General features: G+C 39.2%; 20 protein-coding genes and 1 pseudogene. 13 read left to right on the plus strand and 8 right to left on the minus strand.

The genetic code is table 11. The annotated features are described in order from the left end of the window. Positions 1 to 37 precede the first annotated feature (37 nt). Positions 38 to 805: a hypothetical protein gene (locus tag FHD02_RS13815; protein ID WP_129329250.1), complete on the plus strand. Its 768-nt coding sequence runs from the start codon at positions 38 to 40 to the stop codon at positions 803 to 805. Between the two features lie 148 nt (positions 806 to 953). On the opposite strand, the gene FHD02_RS13820 is transcribed toward FHD02_RS13815, so the two are convergent. Then, on the minus strand, positions 954 to 1,331 hold the full coding sequence (locus tag FHD02_RS13820) for a hypothetical protein (protein ID WP_129329196.1): 378 nt from the start codon (positions 1,329 to 1,331) through the stop codon (positions 954 to 956). Positions 1,332 to 1,964: 633 nt separating this feature from the next. On the opposite strand from FHD02_RS13820, the gene FHD02_RS13825 reads away from it, so the two are divergent. The 4 genes from FHD02_RS13825 (at position 1,965) to FHD02_RS13840 (ending at position 6,752) form a co-directional block, all read left to right on the plus strand. Continuing rightward, on the plus strand, positions 1,965 to 2,519 hold the full coding sequence (locus tag FHD02_RS13825; protein ID WP_129329197.1) for a membrane lipoprotein lipid attachment site-containing protein: 555 nt from the start codon (positions 1,965 to 1,967) through the stop codon (positions 2,517 to 2,519). Positions 2,520 to 2,535: 16 nt separating this feature from the next. Then, positions 2,536 to 3,186: a hypothetical protein gene (locus tag FHD02_RS13830; protein WP_220393979.1), complete on the plus strand. Its 651-nt coding sequence runs from the start codon at positions 2,536 to 2,538 to the stop codon at positions 3,184 to 3,186. Positions 3,187 to 4,058: 872 nt separating this feature from the next. Beyond that, a complete protein-coding gene (locus tag FHD02_RS13835) occupies positions 4,059 to 5,003 on the plus strand; it encodes a hypothetical protein (protein WP_220393980.1) in 945 nt (314 codons plus the stop codon). 138 nt (positions 5,004 to 5,141) lie between these two features. Further along, positions 5,142 to 6,752, plus strand: coding sequence for a class I SAM-dependent methyltransferase (locus FHD02_RS13840; RefSeq protein ID WP_220393981.1), 1,611 nt, complete (start codon positions 5,142 to 5,144; stop codon positions 6,750 to 6,752). Between the two features lie 129 nt (positions 6,753 to 6,881). Here the strand turns inward: FHD02_RS13840 and mobQ are convergent, their stop codons facing one another. Further along, positions 6,882 to 8,297: a MobQ family relaxase gene (gene mobQ / locus FHD02_RS13845; protein ID WP_220393982.1), complete on the minus strand. Its 1,416-nt coding sequence runs from the start codon at positions 8,295 to 8,297 to the stop codon at positions 6,882 to 6,884. A 725-nt stretch (positions 8,298 to 9,022) separates the two neighbouring features. Here mobQ and FHD02_RS13850 point away from each other — a divergent pair. Next, complete coding sequence (locus tag FHD02_RS13850; protein ID WP_129329202.1) at positions 9,023 to 9,304, plus strand: DUF3892 domain-containing protein; 282 nt, start codon at positions 9,023 to 9,025, stop codon at positions 9,302 to 9,304. Between the two features lie 26 nt (positions 9,305 to 9,330). Here FHD02_RS13850 and FHD02_RS13855 read toward each other — a convergent pair whose 3' ends face one another. Then, on the minus strand, positions 9,331 to 9,513 hold the full coding sequence (locus tag FHD02_RS13855) for a hypothetical protein (RefSeq protein ID WP_129329203.1): 183 nt from the start codon (positions 9,511 to 9,513) through the stop codon (positions 9,331 to 9,333). Positions 9,514 to 9,747: 234 nt separating this feature from the next. On the opposite strand from FHD02_RS13855, the gene FHD02_RS13860 reads away from it, so the two are divergent. Beyond that, the gene (locus tag FHD02_RS13860) at positions 9,748 to 9,999 is read left to right on the plus strand and encodes a hypothetical protein (protein WP_220393983.1); all 252 of its coding nucleotides are present in this window, start codon (positions 9,748 to 9,750) and stop codon (positions 9,997 to 9,999) included. After that, positions 9,996 to 10,349, plus strand: a complete 354-nt coding sequence (locus FHD02_RS13865) for a conjugal transfer protein TraD (RefSeq protein ID WP_129329205.1) — start codon at positions 9,996 to 9,998, stop codon at positions 10,347 to 10,349. Before FHD02_RS13860 ends, FHD02_RS13865 begins: the two co-directional genes overlap by 4 nt. Before the next feature lie 147 nt (positions 10,350 to 10,496). Here FHD02_RS13865 and FHD02_RS13870 read toward each other — a convergent pair whose 3' ends face one another. Further along, complete coding sequence (locus FHD02_RS13870; protein ID WP_200030972.1) at positions 10,497 to 10,763, minus strand: hypothetical protein; 267 nt, start codon at positions 10,761 to 10,763, stop codon at positions 10,497 to 10,499. Positions 10,764 to 10,821: 58 nt separating this feature from the next. Next, positions 10,822 to 11,220, minus strand: coding sequence for an H-NS family nucleoid-associated regulatory protein (locus FHD02_RS13875; RefSeq protein WP_220394002.1), 399 nt, complete (start codon positions 11,218 to 11,220; stop codon positions 10,822 to 10,824). Between the two features lie 214 nt (positions 11,221 to 11,434). On the opposite strand from FHD02_RS13875, the pseudogene FHD02_RS13880 reads away from it, so the two are divergent. Further along, a pseudogene (locus FHD02_RS13880) lies at positions 11,435 to 12,892 on the plus strand (shufflon system plasmid conjugative transfer pilus tip adhesin PilV). A 70-nt stretch (positions 12,893 to 12,962) separates the two neighbouring features. Here the strand turns inward: FHD02_RS13880 and FHD02_RS13885 are convergent. After that, positions 12,963 to 15,311: a restriction endonuclease gene (locus tag FHD02_RS13885; RefSeq protein ID WP_220393984.1), complete on the minus strand. Its 2,349-nt coding sequence runs from the start codon at positions 15,309 to 15,311 to the stop codon at positions 12,963 to 12,965. 310 nt (positions 15,312 to 15,621) lie between these two features. On the opposite strand from FHD02_RS13885, the gene FHD02_RS13890 reads away from it, so the two are divergent. Further along, entirely contained in the window at positions 15,622 to 17,799 is a 2,178-nt protein-coding gene (locus tag FHD02_RS13890) for an AAA family ATPase (RefSeq protein ID WP_220393985.1), read from the plus strand. A gap of 663 nt (positions 17,800 to 18,462) precedes the next feature. Here the strand turns inward: FHD02_RS13890 and FHD02_RS13895 are convergent. Further along, a complete protein-coding gene (locus tag FHD02_RS13895; RefSeq protein WP_204556056.1) occupies positions 18,463 to 18,855 on the minus strand; it encodes a VOC family protein in 393 nt (130 codons plus the stop codon). Positions 18,856 to 18,937: 82 nt separating this feature from the next. Continuing rightward, on the minus strand, positions 18,938 to 19,933 hold the full coding sequence (locus FHD02_RS13900; RefSeq protein WP_042310361.1) for a LacI family DNA-binding transcriptional regulator: 996 nt from the start codon (positions 19,931 to 19,933) through the stop codon (positions 18,938 to 18,940). Positions 19,934 to 20,198: 265 nt separating this feature from the next. On the opposite strand from FHD02_RS13900, the gene FHD02_RS13905 reads away from it, so the two are divergent. The 3 genes from FHD02_RS13905 (at position 20,199) to FHD02_RS13915 (ending at position 24,278) form a co-directional block, all read left to right on the plus strand. Beyond that, positions 20,199 to 21,437 (plus strand): MFS transporter, encoded by a 1,239-nt coding sequence (locus tag FHD02_RS13905; protein ID WP_042310359.1) that lies wholly within the window; start codon positions 20,199 to 20,201, stop codon positions 21,435 to 21,437. A gap of 19 nt (positions 21,438 to 21,456) precedes the next feature. Further along, entirely contained in the window at positions 21,457 to 22,890 is a 1,434-nt protein-coding gene (locus FHD02_RS13910) for a glycoside hydrolase family 32 protein (RefSeq protein WP_220393986.1), read from the plus strand. A gap of 98 nt (positions 22,891 to 22,988) precedes the next feature. Beyond that, on the plus strand, positions 22,989 to 24,278 hold the full coding sequence (locus FHD02_RS13915; RefSeq protein ID WP_137349266.1) for an OmpG porin family protein: 1,290 nt from the start codon (positions 22,989 to 22,991) through the stop codon (positions 24,276 to 24,278). The last annotated feature ends 1 nt before the right edge of the window (position 24,279 follow it).

Genomic DNA, 24,279 nt, shown 5'->3' on the forward strand with positions numbered 1-24,279 from the left:
CTTTATTATAAATAAAATAATAAGAGGTGATAATATGATTAAAGAAATGGAAGTTGACTTGGATTTGGGCTTAAATCCATTCTGCTTTGAGACAGAACTAAAGATTGAGACAAGAAAGAAAAATCTGACTGTTTCAAGGGGAACTGAACTTATCGAAAGAAAAGATGCCAGTCGAAGCTACTTTGCTAATATTGTGCATACACAAGAGGTTGATAAAGAAGAGTTCATCAAACTCTATACATCACAAATAAAAGCCTACTTTGATCTCACGAAAACAGCATACAAAGTATTCTTTATCTTTTTACGGATATATCAGGATGCGATAGGTAAAGATCATTTTTACCTGAGCTGTAAAAAGGCAATGTCTCTTGCGGAAAAGATAGATCATTTTGTCTTATCTGAATCTATCTTTTACCGGGGGATAAAGGAACTCATCGAGAAACGTATTATTGCTAAAACTAATGAAAAAAACTGGTATTTCATAAATCCTGCGATTGTTTTCAACGGTGATCGTGCTCGTTTTGTTTCAGAGATTAGAAAAAAGAAAGAGACGATAGAAATTGAACGAGACGAAAGCGTGATTGATAGCGGAGGAAACTATACTAATAATGAAGGTCAGCTTAGGTCTATTGAGTCAGTCATTCAAGATGTAAATAATCAAGAAGACATCGATGTGTTAATCGACAGATTACAGGCTAAAAAGTCGCAGGGATTCGCTAAGCACGGAAGTATAAAAGTCAGCACCTCAGTTGAAAACATAAGTCTTGTGCCACCAGATGAACCATTAGATTGGGATGATATTTAGGAAAACGATTGATTTAAAATAAGGGTGAAAAACTAATAAATCAATACGACACATGAAAAAATAATATAGTAATAATAACAGTTAGTTCTTTTCAGATAGTGCCGTCAATCGGATGACGGCCTATTAATTATTTATCTGCTTTGCAAAATCAATCCAACAACCCACGCGATACCTTACTTGCCGTCTGGCTGAAATTATATCGGTCAACAACATTTCCCTTGAACCAGATCTCAAGGGAGTTCATGTGAGCCGTGTTGCTGTTCTTAAGCAAGGCCAGACCGGGAATGTAGTTTGAGATCTGACTCTCACCTGACATGCTGGAGTAGGACCACATTTCCTGACCATCATTGGTCGCGCGCGTTTGTGGCTCCCCGAATGCATTAATAACATCTTGATGGGTCGTTTTCCCTTTAACGATTTTGGTTTTTACGGTTTGTTGGGATTCGTCTTTAAGGGATTTGTTGCCATAGGTGGTGCAAGCGGTAAGAGGCAGGATCACCAACGCAGCGATAAACAGTTTTTTCATGTTAACTCCATATAAATAGTAAACGAAAAAATAAGCGTAAAGGAGCCTGAGCCAGCGTAGTGCCGCATCTGGCTATTAAGACTCATGTAAATCAATAGTGAAGAAAGCCGCTTATCAGAAGCCTATGAGTTTTTCTACTTAATCAGCTAACGGCATCCCTCATGATTGTTTTCCCTGATGTTGCATGAATAAAGGCCAAGGAAGGGCCATAGGGCAGTGCTGGCTGTTGGTCATTAGATTTGACGTTCTATACCCATAAACCAACCCACAAACGGTCCAGTGATCCTTCTGTTCACTTTATCCAGTAACGATTCATCTAGCAAGAAAATGATCGGTATATCAGATCGATAAATTAATATTGATAGTTTATATCGATTAATAATGTTTTTTCGATCGGTAATTTAATTGTTTTAATCGATCGATATGTATCTAATGATAGGCAAAAACTATCATTATTTTGATTTTGATCGTTACAAACGATATGACGGCCCACAAAAATAATTGAATCCTATCAATTGGTTAATCAAGTGGTTTTGCTGCGTTATGCCAGTAAGAACAAGCTTTAACGACTACAGGTGCGCAGCAGACAACCTCTACATAACAGCATTTTTGATTATCAGGATGGATAGGAAGATGAAGAAGATTTTACTCGTTGCTGGTGCCGCTCTTGTTCTGGCGGGATGCGGTGAAAAAGGCGATTTTGAGAAAGCGATCAACGCAAAAATATCACAATCAAAGCTGTGCTACTCCCTGCAGGACAACGACATTGTATTCAACAAAGGTTTTCCGATTAAGGTTAACCGTGGCTACCGTTCTGCCGGATACAGTGCCAGTGATGAAATCCTGAAAGGACTTGCTGAACAAGGGCTGCTCACTGTTTCGCAACAGGCAAATGGCTTTAGCAGTGTTGATGTTCTGGAAGTAACAGATAAAGGCCAAGAAGTTGAGTTTTGGGACCGTGAGAAAGGGGCCTGTGTCGGTCATCGGAAAGTTTTAGAGGTTAAAAACTGGACTGAACCAAGTGAGGGTAATGGCGTTAAAATGACGCAAGTGACCTATACGTGGAAACTGGATGGCGTGCCGGGCTGGGTTGATAAAAATGCCTTCTCTGGCGTGAAAGGAATGTCTGAACCAGAAGAAGCCAAAATTGTTCTGGTGAAAACCAATAACGGCTGGACCGCACGGTAATTACAGGAAAAAAGCTATGAACTCGATCTCTTGGGTGATTTTCATGGGGCTGCTGGTAAACATACCATCACTGGCTCCTGTGCTGTTTCTGAGGAAGACACAAAAAGACGCAAAGGTATCGATGGCTGTCAGTCTTTTTCTGCTTAATACTTTCTTGGTGCTGTCGTTACTGACGTTATCGCAGAACACCACGCAAAAATACGGGCTGTTTCCTGTATGGCTGGTCGTTGTTTCTATTGGGCTAATTTTGGTCACATTGCTTCCAACGGTGAAAATCATGCGTAAGCATTTAACCGTAGGTAAAAGCAGGGCTGTTATCCTCTCATCATTTTTGATTGTCTATGTCGTCCGATTTCATGGTTTGTTTTCAAATGTGGATGGAAGTGGATATACGATTAACGGCCATAATACAGTATGGACATTCTTTTTCCTGTTTGCTTGCCTGTTGGCTTACATCGGTTGTTCTAAGAATGGGAAATACTATGGGATATATATCCCCACAGCCACTTCGCAGCCTAATGGTTATAAGGCCTATGCTCCCCAATCAGAGATTGATGCCGATATTGCTGTGAAAGGATCAAGTGTGTTATTTGATCCAAATCTGGATATTGTGGAACAACAGCGTTATCGTGATGCAATTGAAAAGCGAAATAATGATAGCTGGTAAGCTTTTTTAATCTGTAATCTTTAATTCATATAGCCCTGTTTGATACAGGGCTTATTATATTTAATAATATGTCAAATTAATGCAATATTGATAATTTTCAAATGATTATCAAATAATAATTATGTTTATTCTCGTATGTGTTGTACTAAATGTGAAACAATCAAAGAGATAATGATGAGCAATAAAAAAGATGATGTTTTATGTGAGGTGGTTAATGTCGCAGGGGATGTTGAATAAAGAAGCACTACTAGATATAGAATTAATAAATATCCCCAGAAGATTTAATAAATATCCTTGTTAGGATTTTGACGTCGCCAAAAAAATCCCTTTTCAAAGGAAACTTTGAATGATGTGAAGGTTCACATGATGATGAAGCAATTAAATGGTTTTGTGATACTTGGCCCTTTTCCCTATGACTCTTGTTAAATCTAGCAATGGCTGGAAGCTAACTAGAGGAGCTATAATGGAAAACAATCAATCCAGTGCCCTTTTTACCCAAAAGAGAGCATGCACAATTTTCACGTTTGTACTGTCTGTAAGACGAATTTTTTATATGGAATCTATCCGAAGTGATATACGCATGTGATCATCTGCCTACTAATTCTGATAGGGATGTCTATAAGTATAGCTAGTGCTACTATCAGTTTTCTTGATATTGGCAGTGCCTGCTTTTGTCGCAGAGAAGGCTATCTTTTTAGATAATATTGTTCTCAAGCAATCATGTGGTATTAACTTTATGAGATGTAGAACCTATTGTGATGTATAATATTTTTCATAATGCTCAATGCTGAGTGAGTATTGTTATCAATAATATTTATTGATGAAATCTAAGTGATATGATATGCAAATGTATAACATAAAGAGAGTTAGCTATGATACATGTTTATGAACCATCTATCGAGGCTCCAACAGATAAGTCTCCTGATTGGTATAAAAATTATCATAATATCTTCAATATTTGTCATTTGACAAATGTTTTGCTTTTATCATATATGAAATCTTATATCCAAAGGTTCGAATATGATGTATTTCTAGAAGAAAATAAAGAGTTTCTAATTAAAGAAGGAAAATTAATTGAAAAGGATTTTTTGGGTAAAGTAGTTACAGTAGTCAATGACGAAGATGTTTTTAATTTGGCAGTAAAGTCATTCTTAGAGGAAATAATTCAAAATAATGTTCTCAGAGCAGGTGAAATAAAAAATCATTATTCAGTAATGGGAGTGAATGTTGGCGAGTATTTTCAAAAGAATGTAAATGTAAATTTGAATGAACTATTAAAATCTCTTCCAACAGACAATTGGTATTTGGTCGTAACGGGGTTTTTAAATGTTTGGGAATTCATGTTTCTTTTTAGTACAATCGAAAGTAATCTCAAGGAAATCTTAAATTCCCGAGGTGTTCAAGGGCGACTATATACCAATGAACTAATACAAAAGATTGGTGATGAATATCCAGATGTTTTAGAATCAATGAGGGAAGTTCATCACTTTTCTAAAGATGTGTCTTTAGATATCTGGATACTTTATACTGAGATAAGAAATATATATGCTCACACGCATGGAATACTAAATGATAAGAATATACGTGATTTAAAAAAGAAAATTAAGTATGTTAGACGTAGTTATCGAAAGTCTTTTAAAGAAATAAATTCAGTATCAGATCTTATTTTTAGTGATCTTGTTAATGAAGCGGATGAACTGTTTGAATCATCCACATTGATTAGCGGGAAGTTTTATCTTATTCCGGATAATGAATTGAATATTTTTAGGAATTTTACTTCTAAATTTATGACATTACTAAGTTATTCAGATAAATGAATTAAGAACTCTAGGCTGTGTCCCCTCATTTTTTGAAGCATAGTTCAATGTATTGTAGAAACAGATAGTCACTATAGCTCAGGAGATTAAGGGACACAGCCTAATATCATAGTAAAAAGCGTAATCTTGGAGGTCTAAATGTACAACGAAGCTCAGAAGGAAATAGCTAGAAAACAGGTTCTTCATTCCGCAATTGAAAAATTGACAGCAAAAAGATCTGATTCAACTTTATGTCCTAAGGATTACATAAGACGAGTTAAATCATTTTATAAACGTAAAACTAATGACGAGAGAGCGTTCCTTGTAGATGAGCTGTCTGATGAAACAATTAAAAGGTGGGAGGGGTTTTATAGTTCAATAATCCATGAAAAGGCAGCGTCCAGCTTAAAGGTCGCTTATTTATCAGGTCCAAATCCTGAAAATGATATTAATGAAATGACTAACCTAGGGATACTGCCGGAAAATATTTGGGCCTTCGAAAGTGATGCCAAAATATATAATGAGGCTGTTATTTCTGCACTATCTTCGCAGTTTCCTTTTATAAAATTAATTAAATCAAATATCGGTGATTTTTTTGAGATATCCCCACAGAAATTCGACATTATTTACCTTGATTTTTGTGGTCCTTTACCGAGTAAAAAAGACGGGCAAAAAACATTAAAAACAATTACTGCCATATTAAAGTATCATGCGCTTACTCCTTTAGGAGTATTGATTACGAATGTTAGTCTTCCATCTGAAAAACAAAATGAAGAGGATCATGGTAATCTAGCAAAATTAGTTGCTGACTATTTATACCCTAAGTCATTCTTAGAAACAAATGACCCTAAATGGAATTGCATGGAGGGGGCGATTTCTAATGGCTTCGATCCAGATGGGTGGCGGAATAAGGTGGCTGATAATATAGAGGATTATTACGGGCAATATATTACAAGGCTGTTAATTGATACGATCTCTGTTATATCTCCTTATGAAAACTTTTTATCATCTCACTCACTTTTCAAATATATGTTTAAATTAGGTGATAAAAAACAATTACAAAATAAAATAGATTCATTATATCATTTTGATTGCAATGATAATGGAGGGGATGTAATTACGGATACATCATTTTATCCAATAATGTGGACGTTTGCAGCTATAAATGCAAATGTTAACAAAAATGATGGAAATTATCCTCAGCATATTTATACTAACTCATCATACAGTAATTTTTGTTTATCATTTCTATCTCAGTTAAGTATAGATAATGATGCTAACTCATTAATAAAAAGTATATCCACAATGCATTTTCTTATGGGAGAAGGTTGGGGGGAGAAAGATTATTACAATGAATCTTTGACCGAGTTATCAAGATATAATTGGCATCAATCACTATATCCATTCTGTGATTTGTTTTTATTCCATCAAGTTAAGGAGGTTTTATTTAGGCAGTTATCAGTACCTTATCATGTCAATATTGAACAAACTCAGCGATGGACTTACAAGGCCAAAGATACTCAAATGTATATGGATTTATTTGTTTTGGATGAGTGTCGTTATTTATATGATTGGATGCCATCTTTCGATATGTTCTATTCAGGCATGCAAGATGTTGAAAGGCAATATAGCTTTAGATTTATATTGGATGCCGTTGCGAAACATAGAATGATTTATAATAATGAATTCTTCTTCGGAACAGCATCCGTTAGTCGATTGGAGGACGGGTTCTTAGAGAAAATTTTAAAAGTTAGAGATGAAATTCTTTAGTTTTATTAAATTGTTTAATTTGTCGCTTGTAGGGGCTTGATAATACGTGGTGTTATGCAAGCTCCAATAATTCGGTTTGAGGTGTAAATCAAACTTTATTTTTCTATTGTGACTCCTTAACCTGTAATCTCACAATCTATTTTTATTAAGCCCCGGCGGCTTTAACGATGGATGTTTCTTGTCTTTTACTGATACTAGCGGCGGAGTAAGGGTATAGTCCTGATTGTTATCGCACTTATGCTGTTCTTGTTTAGGTCGACTTGGAAAACGCCTGATCTCATCTTTGGTTGGACTATAAGTGTCACTGTTAAATCTGGCTCTTCTCTCATGTTCAGCGCGTGGCACATAGATACCCTGAACCTCATCGAAGACATAGTTTTCAGCAATACGCTTATCATGTTCAGCATCAACTGAAACAGGGGAAGGTTTTCTTCTGGCCCAGACAAATTTTTCTTTTATATACCTGACGACCAACAGCGTGAAACGTTTGAACACGCCAGTTTGACGAGGTTCAACCTGTTTCCTCTTAGCTTTAACAGGAGCGCGTTTATACGCTCTTGACGTTGGAGAGGATTGGGTTTTCAGTGTAGTGCGTGTATGAGGTGCAGGGGAAACCAGAACAGGTTTTTGCGAGTCTGAAGATGATGCTCTCCCGGTATTATCAGGCATAACAATTTCTTCAGGTTCAGCCAGTGCATGCACCGTAAAGCTGGCAACATCAACAACGATGTCTAATGGTAAATCCTTAAAGGCAAAGTAGGCTTCAACAGCTTCTGTTTTCAGCTCATCACGTATGGCTTGCTCTGCAGCACGTTGTTCCTGAGCGGCTACAGTACCCCAGCGATCACGAGGGATATGAAGTATTGGATCGCGGTTCGTCTCAATAGCTTTAGCCAGCCAGATTGCTTTCTCTTCATTGGTAGCGGCAACAGTAGCCTGTTCAAGGGCTTCTTCATACTGAACCCTGATAGAACGGTGATCAACGCGTTCATCATGACCATACAGCTCAAGGAACTCATTACAGATGTTCTGCCAGCCTTTACGCCAGCTATCAAGCATTTCAGGTTTATCCCACTCACGGACCTTTTTGCCAAAGCCGGTAGAAAGAACCTCACGGGTTGTTCCCATGATATGGATATGCGGGTTATGACCCTTGATATCGTGGATAACAACATCTGCGATGATGCCTTGCTTGGTAAAGTGCTCAAGAACAAAAGCTGCAGTGAGTTCAATGTTCTGTTCTGGTGTTAGCTCGGCAGGGAGGGCAATTTTAAACTCTTTGGCAAGACGGGCATCTTTTCTCTTCTCTGAGGCTTCAACAGCATTCCAGAGTGTTTCACTGTCAACAATAAGGTCAGGTGGCGTATTTTCAGGTGCAAAAATCTGCGCAAAGGCAAGGTCCTTTTTATGTGCTGTTTTGCGACCACAAACTTCACCTGTTCTGTTATCGAAGAAAACTTTACGGTGACGATATGCAGCAGAGTTAACCGAAGACTGACCTTCGCCTCTGCTGATGTTCTCCATTTTAAAACTGTATATCGCCATCCAAGTATTCCTCAATGCTAAATGCTGCTTTTCGTTTTACGTAAGGAAAACGTTGGGGTTGACGTTGACCTTGATTTTGTTTCCGAAGGAAACGGTTTTAGCCTGCGGCGGCAACCGTCGGTAGACCCCACGGCATTAGAGCGAAGCGATAATGCGTAAGTGGGCATTGCTTTATTTTCTATCGCCATAAATGGCTCAAAAATAACGACAATGTATAAGGCCTGCCTTTATTAATTAATACTAAATATATGAATGGCTGTAAAACAAACCGCCGAATTAAGCGGCTCAATATGGATGAAAGGGCGAAGTATTCCACGATATTACATAAATGGGTTTTTGATGGCGTCCGAAGGACAAAAAGAGTGTTAATTTATCCCGCCGTAAGACGGGAAACACTAAAATACATAAAATATAACAAATACTGGTGATTTCCCCTGTTGCACAATTCACAGGTTAGGATAAGAAATTAGAGTGGAAAATCGAAGGTGAAATTAAAATTACATATAAACAAAAATAAGTAACGTGGAGAGTATCAGATATTTTAAGTTAGTAGTTGCTATCACTTGTGTTACACAAATTACAAAGTGCGTGATTTAGTTTTTTGTTGACTGGAAATCGTGAGGATATGACCTAAGCTCAGTGTGCATCATTTCTTAAAGCAATTTGATGCAATGAGAATGATGATCAGTTTATTAATTACATGCAGCAATTATAATGAGGCTAAAATGTCCGAACATCAAGTATTATGTATCAATAAAAGCAATCGCCAGAGTGCTCATGAAAGGATAACTCATATAGGTGGTAAGAATGCTGATGACACCAGATGGAAGCTAACACAGCAAGAGGCTATAAGCGGAATAGAATCTGGGAAATGGAGGTTTTATGTTAATGCAGGAGGGCATTCAGTGTGGGTGATTGTTGCTGTTAGCGCTTCTGGTAACAAATACTTAAAAACACAAAATGATGGCGAACAGCCTAATAACCTTTTGAGTCTTCCTGAGTGCTAAAGAAAGGGCCTTTTGGCCCTTTCTTACTATTTACGACGATTATCAACTTCTTTAGCTACACCTTTGAATGGTTTCCCATCTTGTTTTTGGTCCATAAATTGACCGCTGTCAGTATCCCGTTTCGTATAATTACCATTCTTGGGATTTTGAACTTGAGTACGATCTCGTACTGAACCTTTTCTTGAATCATTTCCTGTGTTTGTAGCCATGCTTATTTCCATAGAATAGGGCCACATCAAATGATGCATCGTCATTATTCTCCCTTATAGCTACACTGACAATAAAAATCAATTATCATTTTTAAGAATAATGAATTATAGTTATATGTTAAAAAATTATTAGCTGAACATGAAATGGATAATGTTAATTAATATCCCCCATGCTATTGATTATTTTATTAATTGTGATAATGAGTAATAAGGAAATTAATACAAGGAGGTTTTATGTATAAAAATAACGATGAAGCTATCGATCTTGAAGCAAAACGATTACTTGATAATGGAATCTATACCGATCTTGAACAAGCATATAGTGAAGCAGAAAAGATAATAACAGAGGTACGAGTTGAATTTAAAAAGAAGCAGGAAATACAACAATTCCGATCTCGGATTAAATCAATCAAGCGAATACTTTCAGATGATGAGTTTGGAAGCAATATTCCTTATAATCATAGAAATCAGTGGAGAAAAGAATGAATGATGAAGAAATAAAAAACACCTATCTAATAGGTAAAATTTTTCAGAGTGATATAAGTAGACCGGAAATAAAGAAAACACTTGAGCAGAAAATTGCGGGTGCACAAAACAAGCTCAATTATCTTAAAGCAAAAGAGAAGAGAGACAATAAAAAAGAAAATACACGACAAAAAATAATTCTCGGTGCAGAGGTTGCCAAGGTTTTAAACTGTGATATAAGTGAGGTAGATAAACAATTACTCTTTGGTTTGTTGTTAGAAGTTCCATCCTTACATACGAACGATATCGAAAGGTATAAAGTAAATGGACAAATCTACATTGAAAGAGTCCTCAAAAAATTCAGACCATAAAATCCTTTCACGTCCGAACAGCTCTCCTGCTTAAAACTTGTTTTAGGCTGGGGAGCTGTTGACCAAGCCCCAGAGGGCGCGGTAGTCAATTTAACAATTGATGTCATATAATGCATGACATACATTATTAAATAATACCCGGAACGATTAACTTTTTTCTACACCGCGATGTAAAGGGTTATATGCATCCAGTGATTGAAGTATCGGTAGACTAAGCTCATTTGGGAGCATGAACCATACAGGATTACCAAATGTTTTTGGATAACCCTTGTCCTCGCCTTCACCATTCCATCTCATAGCGAGGCGCTTAGTCCCATTCTCCCAGATCCCCCATGCAACGGAGAATCCGTTTAAATCATAAATAATTTCCAATACTTTGAAATTATGCGGATTCACTTCTCTTGGTGATGGCATATTGTTTCCTTTATAAGGGTATTCACGATGCCCGGATTAAAGAATGTATGGAATGTATTTAGATAGCAAAATCTTCTAAAACCTTACCACCTTCCAGTGCAGCAGCAATCGCTTTTGGTGTACGACCCTGACCTGTCCATGTCTTTTCATCACCATTTTCATCAATATATTTGTATTTAGCAGGACGAGGCTCACGAACCGCAGTCGGACGAGACGATTTAGGATTAGCCAGCAGTTCGGACGGGTCAATACCATCTTCAAGCAGTTGTGCACGCAGCGCTTCGATTTTGGCCTGACGTTCAGCATTTTGTTGCTTTACGATTGTTTCTTCTTGACGTCTGTCTTCGACAATAGCAGTTAATTTTTCCAGTATTTCTTCCAGTGTAGCCAAATCTGTTTCTCGTGCTTGAGCGCGTAGGGTTCGAATGTTATTAAGTGCTTTAATATCGTCAGTTATTATCTTTTATCCTGAGTGTTTAAGGTTATGAGCAGGATAACATACAAAAGACGATAATTGATAAATTTACCCCTCCTGAAATTTATTGTTAAGTGTTTTTTATGGATTGTATCTTAACCAGTATTGACCTCTTTTTTATTTTTGTTAATTGATATGTACGTGAAACAAAAAGGACGATGAAAATGAAAAAACAAATAAGAAAGGGTTCTCATTACTGGAACTCATTTTGGTGCTGGGTGTCGGTAGTATGATGGCTTTTATGCGTTTTCAGGATATGAAAAATGAACAGGAAACGGTTATAGCTAAGGCTGTTGGTCAACAAATGAAGCAGTAGGTGAGGCGGTTAATCGTTATATCAGCATTCGCTATGACAAGCTTTCAACGCTCTCATCCAGTAGCAGCCAGAGCAGTGATCCGGGTCCAAGAACCTGTTCGGCTAATGGCTGTGAAATTACGTATCAGACGTTGGTTAATGAAGGTTTGCTACCTGCCAGCTATACCGGCATTAACGTGCAGAAATCTTCTTACAAGATCTTGTTAAAACGCGCTGGAACAACACCTAACTAAGCTATCAATGGACTCGTTATTACAACCTTACCTTGGACCGAAGGAAGCCGTGTTCGCTATGACTTGTTAGGCCGAGCTATGCAAGCGGCTGGTATCGATAGCGGTATGACGCAATCAGCTTCTGTTGCATCAGGCTCTGGTGGTCAATGGACCGAGAACCAAAATAACTATAGTGGGATTAACGCGGCGGGGAGCAGGTCAGAACTACCGTGTAGGATACGATTCCTCAATGTATTCTGTTTACCTGCGTCGTGATGGCACATTACCCATGATGGGCGATCTGAACATGGGAGGCAAAAGCATCAAAAACGCCAAAGACATTACCGCGTCAGGTGATGTCAACGCAGTTTCATTCAATGGTTCCTATGGGTGCTTTGCCAAGAACGTCAGCGTTTCATAAGATTTGACGGTGACTGGCTTCTCTACTTTTGGCAAAAATGTATCAATGAACAGCTATCTGACCGTTAAAAATGGCGTGGATTCGGATAGCTATGTCGCGGCTAAAACCAATAGCAGCCGTCTGCAAATTGGCGGCGGTGGTTCCAGTAATCAGAATGCGGTGCTGATTAACGTATCAGGTGGAGCGGGTGATGGTTATCTTTCCCTCAATGGTGATAACAACTCCTCTATTAAGCTAGACGTTTGGGGAAGTCAAAAGCTACGTGGTGATCTTGCTTTGTCTGCATCAAATGATGGTAAAACTACGGGGGCTATAACAGCTTCTGGAAACATTAACTCATCAGGGATCGTTTCGGGGCAATACTTACAGCCAGCTTCAACTGTTTTGGTTGGAGGAGATTGTTCGTCAAACGGTCTGATGAGTAAAAATAGTGAGGGTTTAATTTTATCCTGCCAGAATGGGATATGGAAGAATGCCTTTAATTCATCAGAGGTTTATTACTCTCCCGATGGAGGTAATACAGCATGGTTGGGACAGAATCTTGGTCAGCATAATTTTTGTGCGTTGAGGTCTATCAGTATTCCAGTTATTGCTGACAGAAGTGGTGGAACACAATGTTCATTAAATCAGGATGTAAGTGGAAACTGGTTATTAAATCAGATATCTGGGTATTCCATTGTGGTCTGTAAGGCTGTTTGTTTCTGATATAAATATAGTTTTTTTTCATAAGGTATTCTTTATCTAATGATGTTGAAATTATCACCATAATTAATAATTAACGCTCAATTAAACTTTTGAACAATTTATCAATATCCATGTCGTTGCTGGAAATATTCTCATACCGATGACTTTCACCTATAATAGTATTATCATTTTCTTCCTCATCTGTTTTTTCGAATATTTTACTTTCCAATGTCATAATTTCAGTATCTAGATTAATGTTCAATTTCTTTGCAATGTTTTTTACACCTTCAATTTCTTCTTCTAATTCTGAAACATTTAACTGGTTTAGGCTTATATAATCAAAAGATGACTTAACAACACTCAGGATTGCATTTGTTAGATCTTCGGATAAAGGTAGGGGATATAATGTTAATGTCTCAATGAGCTTATCTATCGAGTTTTTATCAGTCAAGTAAGCATCATCCTCGTTCAATAACTCCAATACACAAGTGCGTAAATTAAACTGAGAAGTTGTAATATCACTATCACTCCACCCACTAGAGTTTAAGATCCATTTTTGAAGTGAGTATATATAATAAACTTCTGCTTGTCTGTACGGAATGGAAGATAAGATTTCTCTCCATCCTTGCTTCGTCATAACATGAAGGTATCCCTCATTTTTTCGCTGATCACTGACGTTTATTTTTTTCTCTAATTTAAGTAATGTTAAAATCACAGATGCTTTTCTGCACTCATTGAGAACCCATGTTTTTATAGCAGTGTCTTCATTGTACAAAATAAAATTTAAGATTCTTCCCGAGAACTTATCTTGACAATCAATAAATTGCACTTTTAAGTTATTAAAAAATTCATCAAAAGTAAAATTAATCCTTTCAGATAAATCTAATAATTTTTCAATCTGTTCATAAACAACACATACATCAATTAAACTTAAAAGTGTGGAGTATTCTTTCGCTAATGATTCTATAAATTCCTCGACAGATGGGTTTTGAAATTGGATTATAATATATTCTTTTTTTCTATTAACACCCTTAAATCGATTGCTTAAAATGAAATTTCCATCAAGTTGACGAATTGCATCACTAAAGTCCATATCAACTTCATAGCCATTACTTTTAGGATAAAAGAGTGCAACTGCTTGTTTTAGTGTATTTATTTCAACTTTTCCATCGAAGGACCAAAGCGCTAGCAGAATTTTCTGCGCCATTGGGCTAATCTCTTGCTTGAATGGATGTGCCCATAGAGTGATGGGGTTATCAAATTCTTTTTTAAAAAAAGCTATAAACTCATCTACTGATAATGCTCTGCTATTAGCATAATTACACACAATTTCAACAACTCTTGGGTTAAATGAGTTATGTGTGATTACATCCCTATAAGCTTTTGTTTCAATGAGTTTTTTTAATCTTTCGTCCGGGAGATCAGAAAAATATAAATGATTAAATAAAATTTGAGCTCTTTCACTGCGTGCATATTCATCTAACGATAAGGTGTATTTTACAAGTTCGTTAGCTCTATCATCGAAAGAGCCATGCATTCTTTTAGCATCTTCTAGAATATATTCCCTTGTGGTTAAAATTAATCGAATATTAGAAAGGTTTGATACGTAATCAATCAATGCAAGGAGTGCTCTATCTTCATTTTTTTCAAATTTTTCAGAATTGAACCGCAATCGACCTAAAAAATCATCATAAACAATTATTAAACGTTGTTCTGAAGCCTTTTCTGAATGAATTAACGACCATACATCCTCTATGTTATTAAAAAGCCAGACAGGTTCAAAACCGTCTTCCATATAGTGACACATGATCATTTTAGCCAGTGTTGTCTTTCCTATTCCGGGATTTCCAACTATTAATATATGGTGGTTTTTTTGTAAAAGCTCGATCGCAATGTTTAATCCAGAGTGAGCTACTAATTTACTAGAATGACGACGTGTCTGTTCTAAACTTGCATCAGTTTGGGAGAAAATACGAGCGTTTAATATTTTTTCTAAAACAGCGGTGCTGGATATCCAGAGTTTAAAATGTGCTCTTTCAATCTCAGGAAAATCACGAATAAGTTTATTAAGATCTGCAGGGCTATAAATATCATCATTAGACTTAACCCACGGGGTTAGGATTTTAATTAAATCTTGCTTGTTTTTTGGTGAAAGAGCTACCGATGTTGCTATGATATATCGATTTGGTTGCAGTTTGTTTAAATTTATCAGTTCTGAACTCAAACTACGTTTGAGCTCAGAGAATTTATGAACAGCATAGCGTTTACACTGTACTATCAGATCACCAGAACCTTCTGACGAGAGAGAATGACGTAAATCAATGCCTGAATCTTTGCCCTCTTTGAAAGATTCAAGGCGTACCCCCAAGCTTTTGGAAAGCAAATCACATACCAATTGTTCAAAATCATATGGAGAAAGCATCATGAAGTCATAGTTCACTTGATTGCCTCTTAACGCAGATGAGAACTAATGTTAACTAATTATGATTTAAAATCAGATAGTTATACAATATCTATAGTTGATACTTGCGAAAAAATATCTTATCACACAACAATCTATCTATACTAATTATCTCCTACGTATTTCTTTCTAATCGGGTTGAAATCGTGATATATATCATCAAATTACACATTTCAAAATATGTTTTTTTAACCCATATCAATAAATAGTTACTCTTAAGATGCATGATCACTAAGATTAGATAATATGTATCTCAATGCTGACAACGATTATAATTAATAGAGGGCTCATGAATAAGCTGCGAATTAACTTTGAAAATTGTTATGGTATAAGATCGTTAGAGTATGATTTTTATTTTAATGATCCCAGAAAAATAAATGCTTATGCGGTTTATGCTCCAAATGGACTTATGAAAACATCCTTCTCTAGAACGTTTGAGAAAATATCTCACGGGGAAATGCCTTGTGAGGAACGTTACCAACGTCCTTGTAATTGTGCTGTTTTGGTAGATGAAGGTCCTATAAATCAAGATGATATATATGTGCTGAAATCTGAAATTGATATTAACTCAGATAGTCCAGCGATAACAAATATTCTAGTTAATCCTGATTACAAAGCTCGCTATGATGAGATGCTTGTTGGGCTTGAAAAGCAAAAGAGTAAACTACTAAATTATTTAAATAAAATCTCTGGAGTAAAGAAAGCTGATTTGGAGCAAACAATACTTAATGATTGTCAGGCTATTAATTTTTCTCATTGTATTTCAGAATTACTCGGATTGCCTCAGCAGTACGAATTCGAGCACTTTAGATACGCTACAATATTTGATCAGAAAGCTATTGACGTCTTAACAAGCCCAGAGTTTGTATCCAAAGCTAATGAATTTAATGAACGTTATCAAGAGCTTTTTGAAAATTCTGGTTCTATATATCAAAAAGGTGTTTTCAACCCAGCTAAAGCCGATATATCATTTTTAACATTAGATAAACAAGGTTTTTTTGCAGGTGGGCATCGTGTTCATTTAAAAGGTGAAGATACCTCAATTGATAAAGAACAGCTTGAAATAAAACTTCAAGAGATACATGCAAGAATTGATAGTGATCAGACACTAAAATCGTTGCGGATTAGCCTCGCTAAAAATGCTCAGACTCAATCTCTTGTTGAACTTATAGAAAATATTCCTGCAACAGAAGTAGAACTTCTACTACAAAAAATTAAACCTGCAAACATACCGGAATTTAGAAAAGAATTATGGGTTCATTATATAAAAAATAGTTCTGATGCCGTTGAATATGTTTCCCTATATGGGGATAGTAAAGATGAAATATCTAGCATCGAAACTGAAGCTGCTCAGATAGCGCCACGCTGGGCGAGTGCGGTTGAACGTTTTAATGATAGATTTGTTGATATGCCTTTTACGCTTTCAGTTGAAAATCAACAGCAAGCTGCATTAGGCAGAGAGCAGGCGAAGCTCAAGTTTGTTTTCAATGATGGTGTCGATGAAGTTAAATATTCTCGCGGCGAAATAAAAAACCTTAGTCAGGGAGAAAAAAGAGCGCTTTATTTATTGAATTTTATATTTGATGTTGAGTATAGAAAACAAAATAATAAGAAAACGCTATTTATAATAGATGATGTGGCAGATTCTTTCGATTATAAAAATAAACATGCAATCATTCAATATTTGGAAGATCTTAATCAAACGACCGATTTCTATCAAATCATATTGACTCATAATTTTGATTTTTTTCGCACGTTAGCTAATAATTTTGTACATCGTGATAGATGCTTGATGGCTAATCGTAATGCTACTTCGATATCCTTAACTAAAGCTGAGGGCATAAAAAACTATTTCATAGGAAAATGGAAAGATCATATCATTGATAATGAATGCATTTTATGTGCCACAATTCCATTTTCTAGAAATCTGATAGAATATACTAAAGGAGATAACGATCCTGATTATCTTAAACTTACTAGCCTTCTACACTGGAAACCAGATACTGGACAAATAACAGTCGCAGATTATTATAGTATTTATAATTTGACATTTAATACAAATCATCCCCTTACTGATAACCGTTTTTTAAAAAATATTCTTTTCGATAAAGCCGATGAAATAAGTCTGCGCGTTGAACATGATGGTTTAAATCTTGAGGACAAAGTTTTGCTTTCTATTGCCATAAGATTGCAAGCTGAAATTTTTCTTACTAACGAACTACGTAACTTGAAGAATGATATTAATTATTGGTGCCAGTCTAAAAATCAATTTGGCAGCTTGGCAAAGGAATTTAAAATTAACGCTCCCTCGCGATCTGAGAATAGAATAATTGAAAAAGTCAGTATCACTGTTAGCTCTAATATTCACCTGAATTCTTTTATGTATGAACCAATTCTTGACCTCACAATTGAACATCTAATACGTTTGTATCTGGAAGTGAAAGGGATGGGGCAAGTGGCTGTTTAATTTAAATTTATATTAAATTAATCGAGGCGCGATGTTATATCAATGTTGTGCCTCATGTAAAATTTATTAGGAAGGGAAATAAGTGGTTTTATGTTGAGGCCTTCATCAAGGGAAGGGCTGATTTTAAAATGAATGCTGTGAGTGCATTACTAAAATATTATATTCTTTCACTATAACACTTTGGATTTTTTATATTGGAGCGTCATTATTGTTTATTGGAGCGTTATTTATGGTTTTTACTAAATTGCTGGGCATACCTGTCATTTAGTCGCTTCTACCAGACATGTTCGAGTGAGGCATGACAAGCCAGCAGTAGTGTCACATGATAGAGAAAATATCCTGCTCCTCCGTTCTCGCAAGGGCTAGCCAAAAGCGAAACTCTACTCCATTCAGCTTTACATAAAATCCATTGGGGGTATCTTTGGGGGTATCACCATAGATGAAACATGTAATTTACATTATAAATCAATGAAATATTTGGTAGGTATTGTTCCTATTATCGCACCATTTCAAGTCATTACGTCCTCCGGCCTTTAAGAAAACCACGTTTCTCCTCTCGCGCCGCACTCATGCTTTTTCGACTCGGGTAAAGATTTGAACTGCTTTTGGGTTCTGAGCCTGTCGAGTTCACGCCGATAACAGAATTACCGGATAAAGACTTCTTCAGGCTACGTTCGCGTAATAGATAAACGCGAGCTTGTTGCCGTCCGGATCGCGTACGTAGGCGCTGTAAAATCCCTGACCATACTGCGGCCTATGACCCGGCGCGCCTTCATCTGTGCCGCCCAGGCTGAGCGCGAGGGTGTGCAACTGCTCAATATGTTCGACGGAACGCGCATTCAGCGCCACCATCGTGCCATTACCAACGCTGGCAGGTTGTCGATCAAAGGGGCTGCCGATGCACAGCCCAACGGTGTGGTTGCTGTTGAATGTTCCCCACGACGCCCCTTCTTCATTACGCCCGGCCTGCGGTTGCCCAAGCAGTTTCATTAGCGGATCATAAAACTGAATAGCGCGCGGGAGATTGTTGGTACCTAACATAATGTAAGAAAACATACTTTCCCTCATATTCATGATGCCAGGAGGCTCAGTGGTTATCCCGTCTTGGTAACATAGATGGAATAACCTGTTGGCATGTTCAGAATGATTCGCGTAACAGCCAGGGACTGTCGACCAAAACTTTCTCCCGGTGGCTGTCGCCGTTGATAATGTGCAACGTACTTAAACGCCCAATCTCATAATGCGGTAACTGGACTGTGGAAAGCGGGGGTAAGAACAAATTTCCGATCCCAACGAGATTATCATACCCAAGAACAGCAATGTCCTGTGGGATGCGAATCCCCTGTGTTAACAGCGTTTGATATACCATAAATGCGATACGGTCATTGCCACAAATTACTGAATCAAATTGCGGCATCCCCCGATCAATATATCTCAGCAAAATGTCCGGAATATCACGATAGTGTTCATCTCCATATTGCATATAGCAGTGTTCGAGCGCGTCAGGATTAATATTGGCTTCACGGCAGGCGCGATCGAGCCCCTGACGGCGGCGTCGCGTCGCCAGATGGTTGACAGGTAAATGCAGGCAAAGAGGGCGACGGTATCCCGCTGCTAATAGCGCCTGCACTGCCGTATATTGCCCTTGTTCATCATTGGGAATATAGCTGGCAACTGCTTCTCCCTTGTTCTCGCAGTTGGCCAGAACGCAAGGGTGCTTCAGTAGCCTGGAAGGGACGTTCACCTCACGCAATCCCATCGTGGTGAAAATGATCCCTCCGGGTCGGTGTGCGAGCAGCAGATCGACAATATCGTCAGGATTATCATCGGCAAACATGTTAACCACGAAGCTATTCCAGCCGTAGGCGCGCGCGGTTTCCTCGATAGACAACGTAATGTCGACTGAAAAAGGGGTTGTGACAGTATCCAACGCGAGCACGCCAATCGTTTTATTTCTGGAACCGACACGACGAACCTGCCGGGCAGAGAGGTCCGGCACGTAATTTAGCTGTAAAATAGCCTCCTGTACCCGGGACAGGGTTTCAGGCTTCACACGTTTCGGATCGTTCAGCACCCGAGACACGGTCATTAGTGATACATTGGCCAGTCTGGCCACATCTTTTAAAGATGCCATAGTCTTCCATTAAAGAAACTAACTACCCAATCCAGATATTGTACGCAATCCATCTATTAACGGGTTGTGAACAAAGACAAATATTTATTCCAGACATCGAATCCCAATGAATGGCAAGCGACGATAAAAAATGTGATCTTGATCCGAGCATAAAAATGTTAACGTTAACTTTTGTGATTAACATCGATTATCGCGTCAAAATCAAGTGTACAGGCAAAATGTTAACGTTACCATCTTGGCATGTCATTTCCCTGAGATTACGTAGATGAATAAAAGATCTTCTCGCAGCTATCTGCTGCTCAGCGCGCTGCTGTTCTTTTTCTTTGTGACCTGGTCCTCATCAAGTTCACTTCTCTCTATTTGGCTGCATCAGGAAGTGGGACTAAAGGCGTCGGAAACCGGAATTATCTTTTCCGTGCTATCCGTCTCCGCGCTGTTTGCTCAGGTTTGTTATGGCTTTATTCAGGACCGACTTGGCTTGCGTAAACATCTGTTGTGGTGCATCACCGCGCTTTTGATCCTTTCCGGACCCGCTTATTTGTTATTTAGCTATTTGCTGAGTATTAATATTTTGCTGGGAAGTGTGTTCGGCGGTTTGTTTATCGGTCTGACATTTAACGGCGGTATCGGCGTTTTGGAGTCCTACACCGAGCGAGTTGCGCGTCAGAGTACCTTTGAGTTTGGTCGGGCACGCATGTGGGGGTCTCTGGGCTGGGCTGTGGCTACCTTTTTTGCCGGGCTACTGTTTAACATTAACCCTGACCTTAATTTCCTGGTGGCCTCTTGCTCCGGGATTATCTTCTTCTGTCTGTTGGCCCGTTTAAAAGTCGCGGCTCCGGCAAGCATGGAAAAACTCGAAATCGGCGCTAAAAAAGTTTCTCTGGAAGATGCGCTGAATTTGCTTACTCTGCCACGTTTCTGGGCGTTGATATTCTTCGTGGTCGGTACCTGCATTTACGGCGTTTACGATCAGCAATTCCCAGTCTATTTCTCTTCACAGTTCCCGTCATTAAGAGAAGGGAATGAGATGTTTGGCTATTTAAACTCTTTCCAGGTTTTTCTGGAGGCGGCAGGCATGTTTTGTGCGCCCTGGTTGGTTAATCGCATTGGCGCTAAAAATGGTCTGATATTCGCCGGAATGGTGATGGCGATGCGTATGATCGCTTCCGGGCTGGTGGAAGGACCGCTACTTATTTCCATTACTAAATTACTTCACGCTGTCGAACTACCGATATTGTTAGTCGCTATTTTTAAATACAACAGTCTGAATTTTGACAAGCGTTTGTCCTCCACGATTTATCTGGTGGGATTCGCCTGCACCAGTTCCATTATTGGCACCGTTTTATCCCCGCTGGCAGGCTTTAGCTATGAGAAATTTGGCTTCGCCCAGTCCTATCTAATCATGGGCATTATGGTGTTCTGCACCACGTTCATTTCAATTTTCCTTTTGCGCTCAAATAAGTCTTCATCTGAGCCATCCTTTCTGCAGCAAAATGCTGTGTAATGTACTGAGAGTAAAGACGATGACATCCTTATTAGAACAAGCCGAACAGACGCTTGAAAAAGCACAATCCAGTATTAATCCGCGATGGTATCCACGGTATCACCTCGCTGCTCGCGCAGGCTGGATGAACGACCCTAACGGCCTGGTTTGGTTTGACGGTTGGTACCACGCGTTTTATCAACATCACCCTTATTCTCCTGAATGGGGGCCAATGCACTGGGGACATGCCCGCAGCAAAGATTTGGTGCACTGGGAGCATCTGCCAGTCGCGCTGGCGCCAGAAGGTCCGGCGGATGTGGATGGCTGTTTCTCCGGCTCCGCCGTGGTGGATGGCGATATGCTGGCGCTGATTTATACCGGACATAAATTTCACGGTTCGCCAGACACAGACGACAATCTCTACCAGGTGCAGTGTCTGGCCACCAGTCGTGACGGTATCCATTTTGAGCGGCATGGGATGGTGATTGATACGCCCCCTGGACTGCATCATTTTCGTGACCCGAAGGTATGGCGTGAAGGGGAATGCTGGTACATGGTGGTCGGTTCCCGTGTAGAGAATACGGGGCAAGTGCGTCTGTATAGTTCATCCGATCTCCGCAAATGGCAAGACGAAGGGATATTCGCTGAGGCTGATGAGGGGAAGGGCTATATGTGGGAATGTCCTGATTTCTTTACTCTGGGAGGGAAGCAGATCCTGATGTTTTCTCCGCAAGGGATCGCGGCGAAAGGTTATCACCATCGCAACCTTTTTCAGAGTGGCTATTTACTCGGGGAATGGCAGCCCGGTCAACAATTCACCCATGACGGACAATTCATTGAACTGGACCATGGCCACGACTTTTATGCTCCGCAAAGTTTTCTGACCCCGGATAATCGCCGCATTATTATCGGTTGGTTGGATATGTGGGAATCACCGATGCCCGAACAGCAGGACGGCTGGGCAGGCATGCTGTCTCTCCCGCGCGAACTGAGCCTTGGTGACGACCATCGGGTGAGGATGAAACCCGCTGACGAAGTCTCTGCGCTGCGTGGCAGCTATTATCCAACGCCTGCTTGTTGCCTGCGGAATCAGAAAGTCCTTATGACGGCTGATGCCGAAGCGGTCGAGGTGCAACTGCTATGGGATCTAAACGCCTCTACAGCGGAACAGTTTGGTATGTCATTAGGGGATGGGCTGAGAATTTACGTCGATAATCAGGCCCAACGTCTGATAGTGGAGCGTCGTTATCCAGAATATTCGCTGGAAGGAACTCGCAGTATTTCGTTGCCAGCACACGGTGTACTGTCATTACGCATTTTTATCGACCGCTCATCAGTAGAGGTTTTTGTGAATGAGGGTGAGGCATGCTTAAGTAGCCGAATTTATCCTCATCCGGCGCAGCGCGATCTTTCGCTGTTTGCGAATCATGGTGTTGCCTCATTTCAGGAAGCCGGATATTGGTCTTTGGAGTAATAATTTAGTCCTGATTCGCCTTACCTCTTACCTAGTGAGCTTTTATTTCTGCCAGTCTTAGGCTGGCATGTTATTGCCTGGAATAATGAGATAATGAAATGGATGAAATATTAATACCTCACTATCGCGTAACCGCGATAAACATCAAAAAATTTGTTTTAAAACAAAAAATCCTGGCCTGTATGATAACGTCAGTTACGGCATTTCCCGCTATTGCAGAGGATAATACCGAACAACCAGCTACCTATATCGGTAGTTATCAAAGCTATTTTTCTGATGAATATGATACGCCACAAGAGAATATTGGCCAGCCAACAAAAGGAGGTGAACAATCGACCAATCGCGTCACTGCTCCTCCTGTTACTACAGGGGCAGAAAATAAACTGGCAACTTCGTCGATGCCGACAGCCTCGCATCGAGAAACTGAAAATAAAACAACTGAGGTGAAAAAGAGTAATACTTTAGATAAGTCTGATGATGTCAGCGTGTTGCGTTTAAGACAGGAAGATCCTCCTGTTCACTGGGACAGTATTGGTCGTAATATGGAGGCTGGTGGCCTGCATGGAAACATCAGCACTCAGATAGAAATTGATGATGTTCGTTGGAGTGATAATAAGAAAAATAGCGGGAAATTTAAACTCGCCACCATTCAGGCTTTTTTAAGGCATGATGAGCTACCAAACTGGTACTTTGGCTTCTGGAATGCCCGCGAGGATAGCTATAAAGGACAATTTAGTAATCAGGATTACAAAGGCACAAATACGATCAATGAGTTTTTTGTCGGCCATATTTTTGAAACCTGGCGCGGTAATATCGGTACGGAGGTCATGGTTGGTTCGGAAACAGCAACTAAACGTTGGAAAAACAGGTACAAAATCTGGCAAGACCTGCGACTAACCAACAAATGGAGCCTGGCCGGTTACGCCTATGGCGAATATCAGCCGCAGGGTAATGAACCGGGAAATGGCGATCTCGAGCAGTACATTTTTGAAATTGAACCCGCCATTCAATACCGTGTGAATCCCGATCTCGGTCTGTATTTGCGGCCTTATTATTACTATAACCGTCAGGAACGTGAGAGCTGGGGCGACATTGTAGAAGAAGAATGGAAGGTGACGGCTGGACTCTGGCGAAACTGGTATCCTCTGTTAACCTCCCTGTATTTAGGCTTCGGTCAGGACAAAATAGATAACGCCAGCAATGGCAAAGAAGTTTTCTATGATGGTCGTTATAAATTCATTGGTGGCACAATTAGTTATCCAGTTTTTGGTGAAGTTAGATTATATGGTGAGTTCAAAGCACAATTCACGAAAGAAACCGGGCTCTGGACTTCTAGCGGCCATTCGTGGAATCCCTTTACCGTGGTTGGCGTGAATTATAACTTCTGAT

Source organism: Citrobacter sp. EC_71 (assembly GCF_019584005.1).
Taxonomy (GTDB): Bacteria; Pseudomonadota; Gammaproteobacteria; order Enterobacterales; family Enterobacteriaceae; genus Citrobacter; species Citrobacter werkmanii.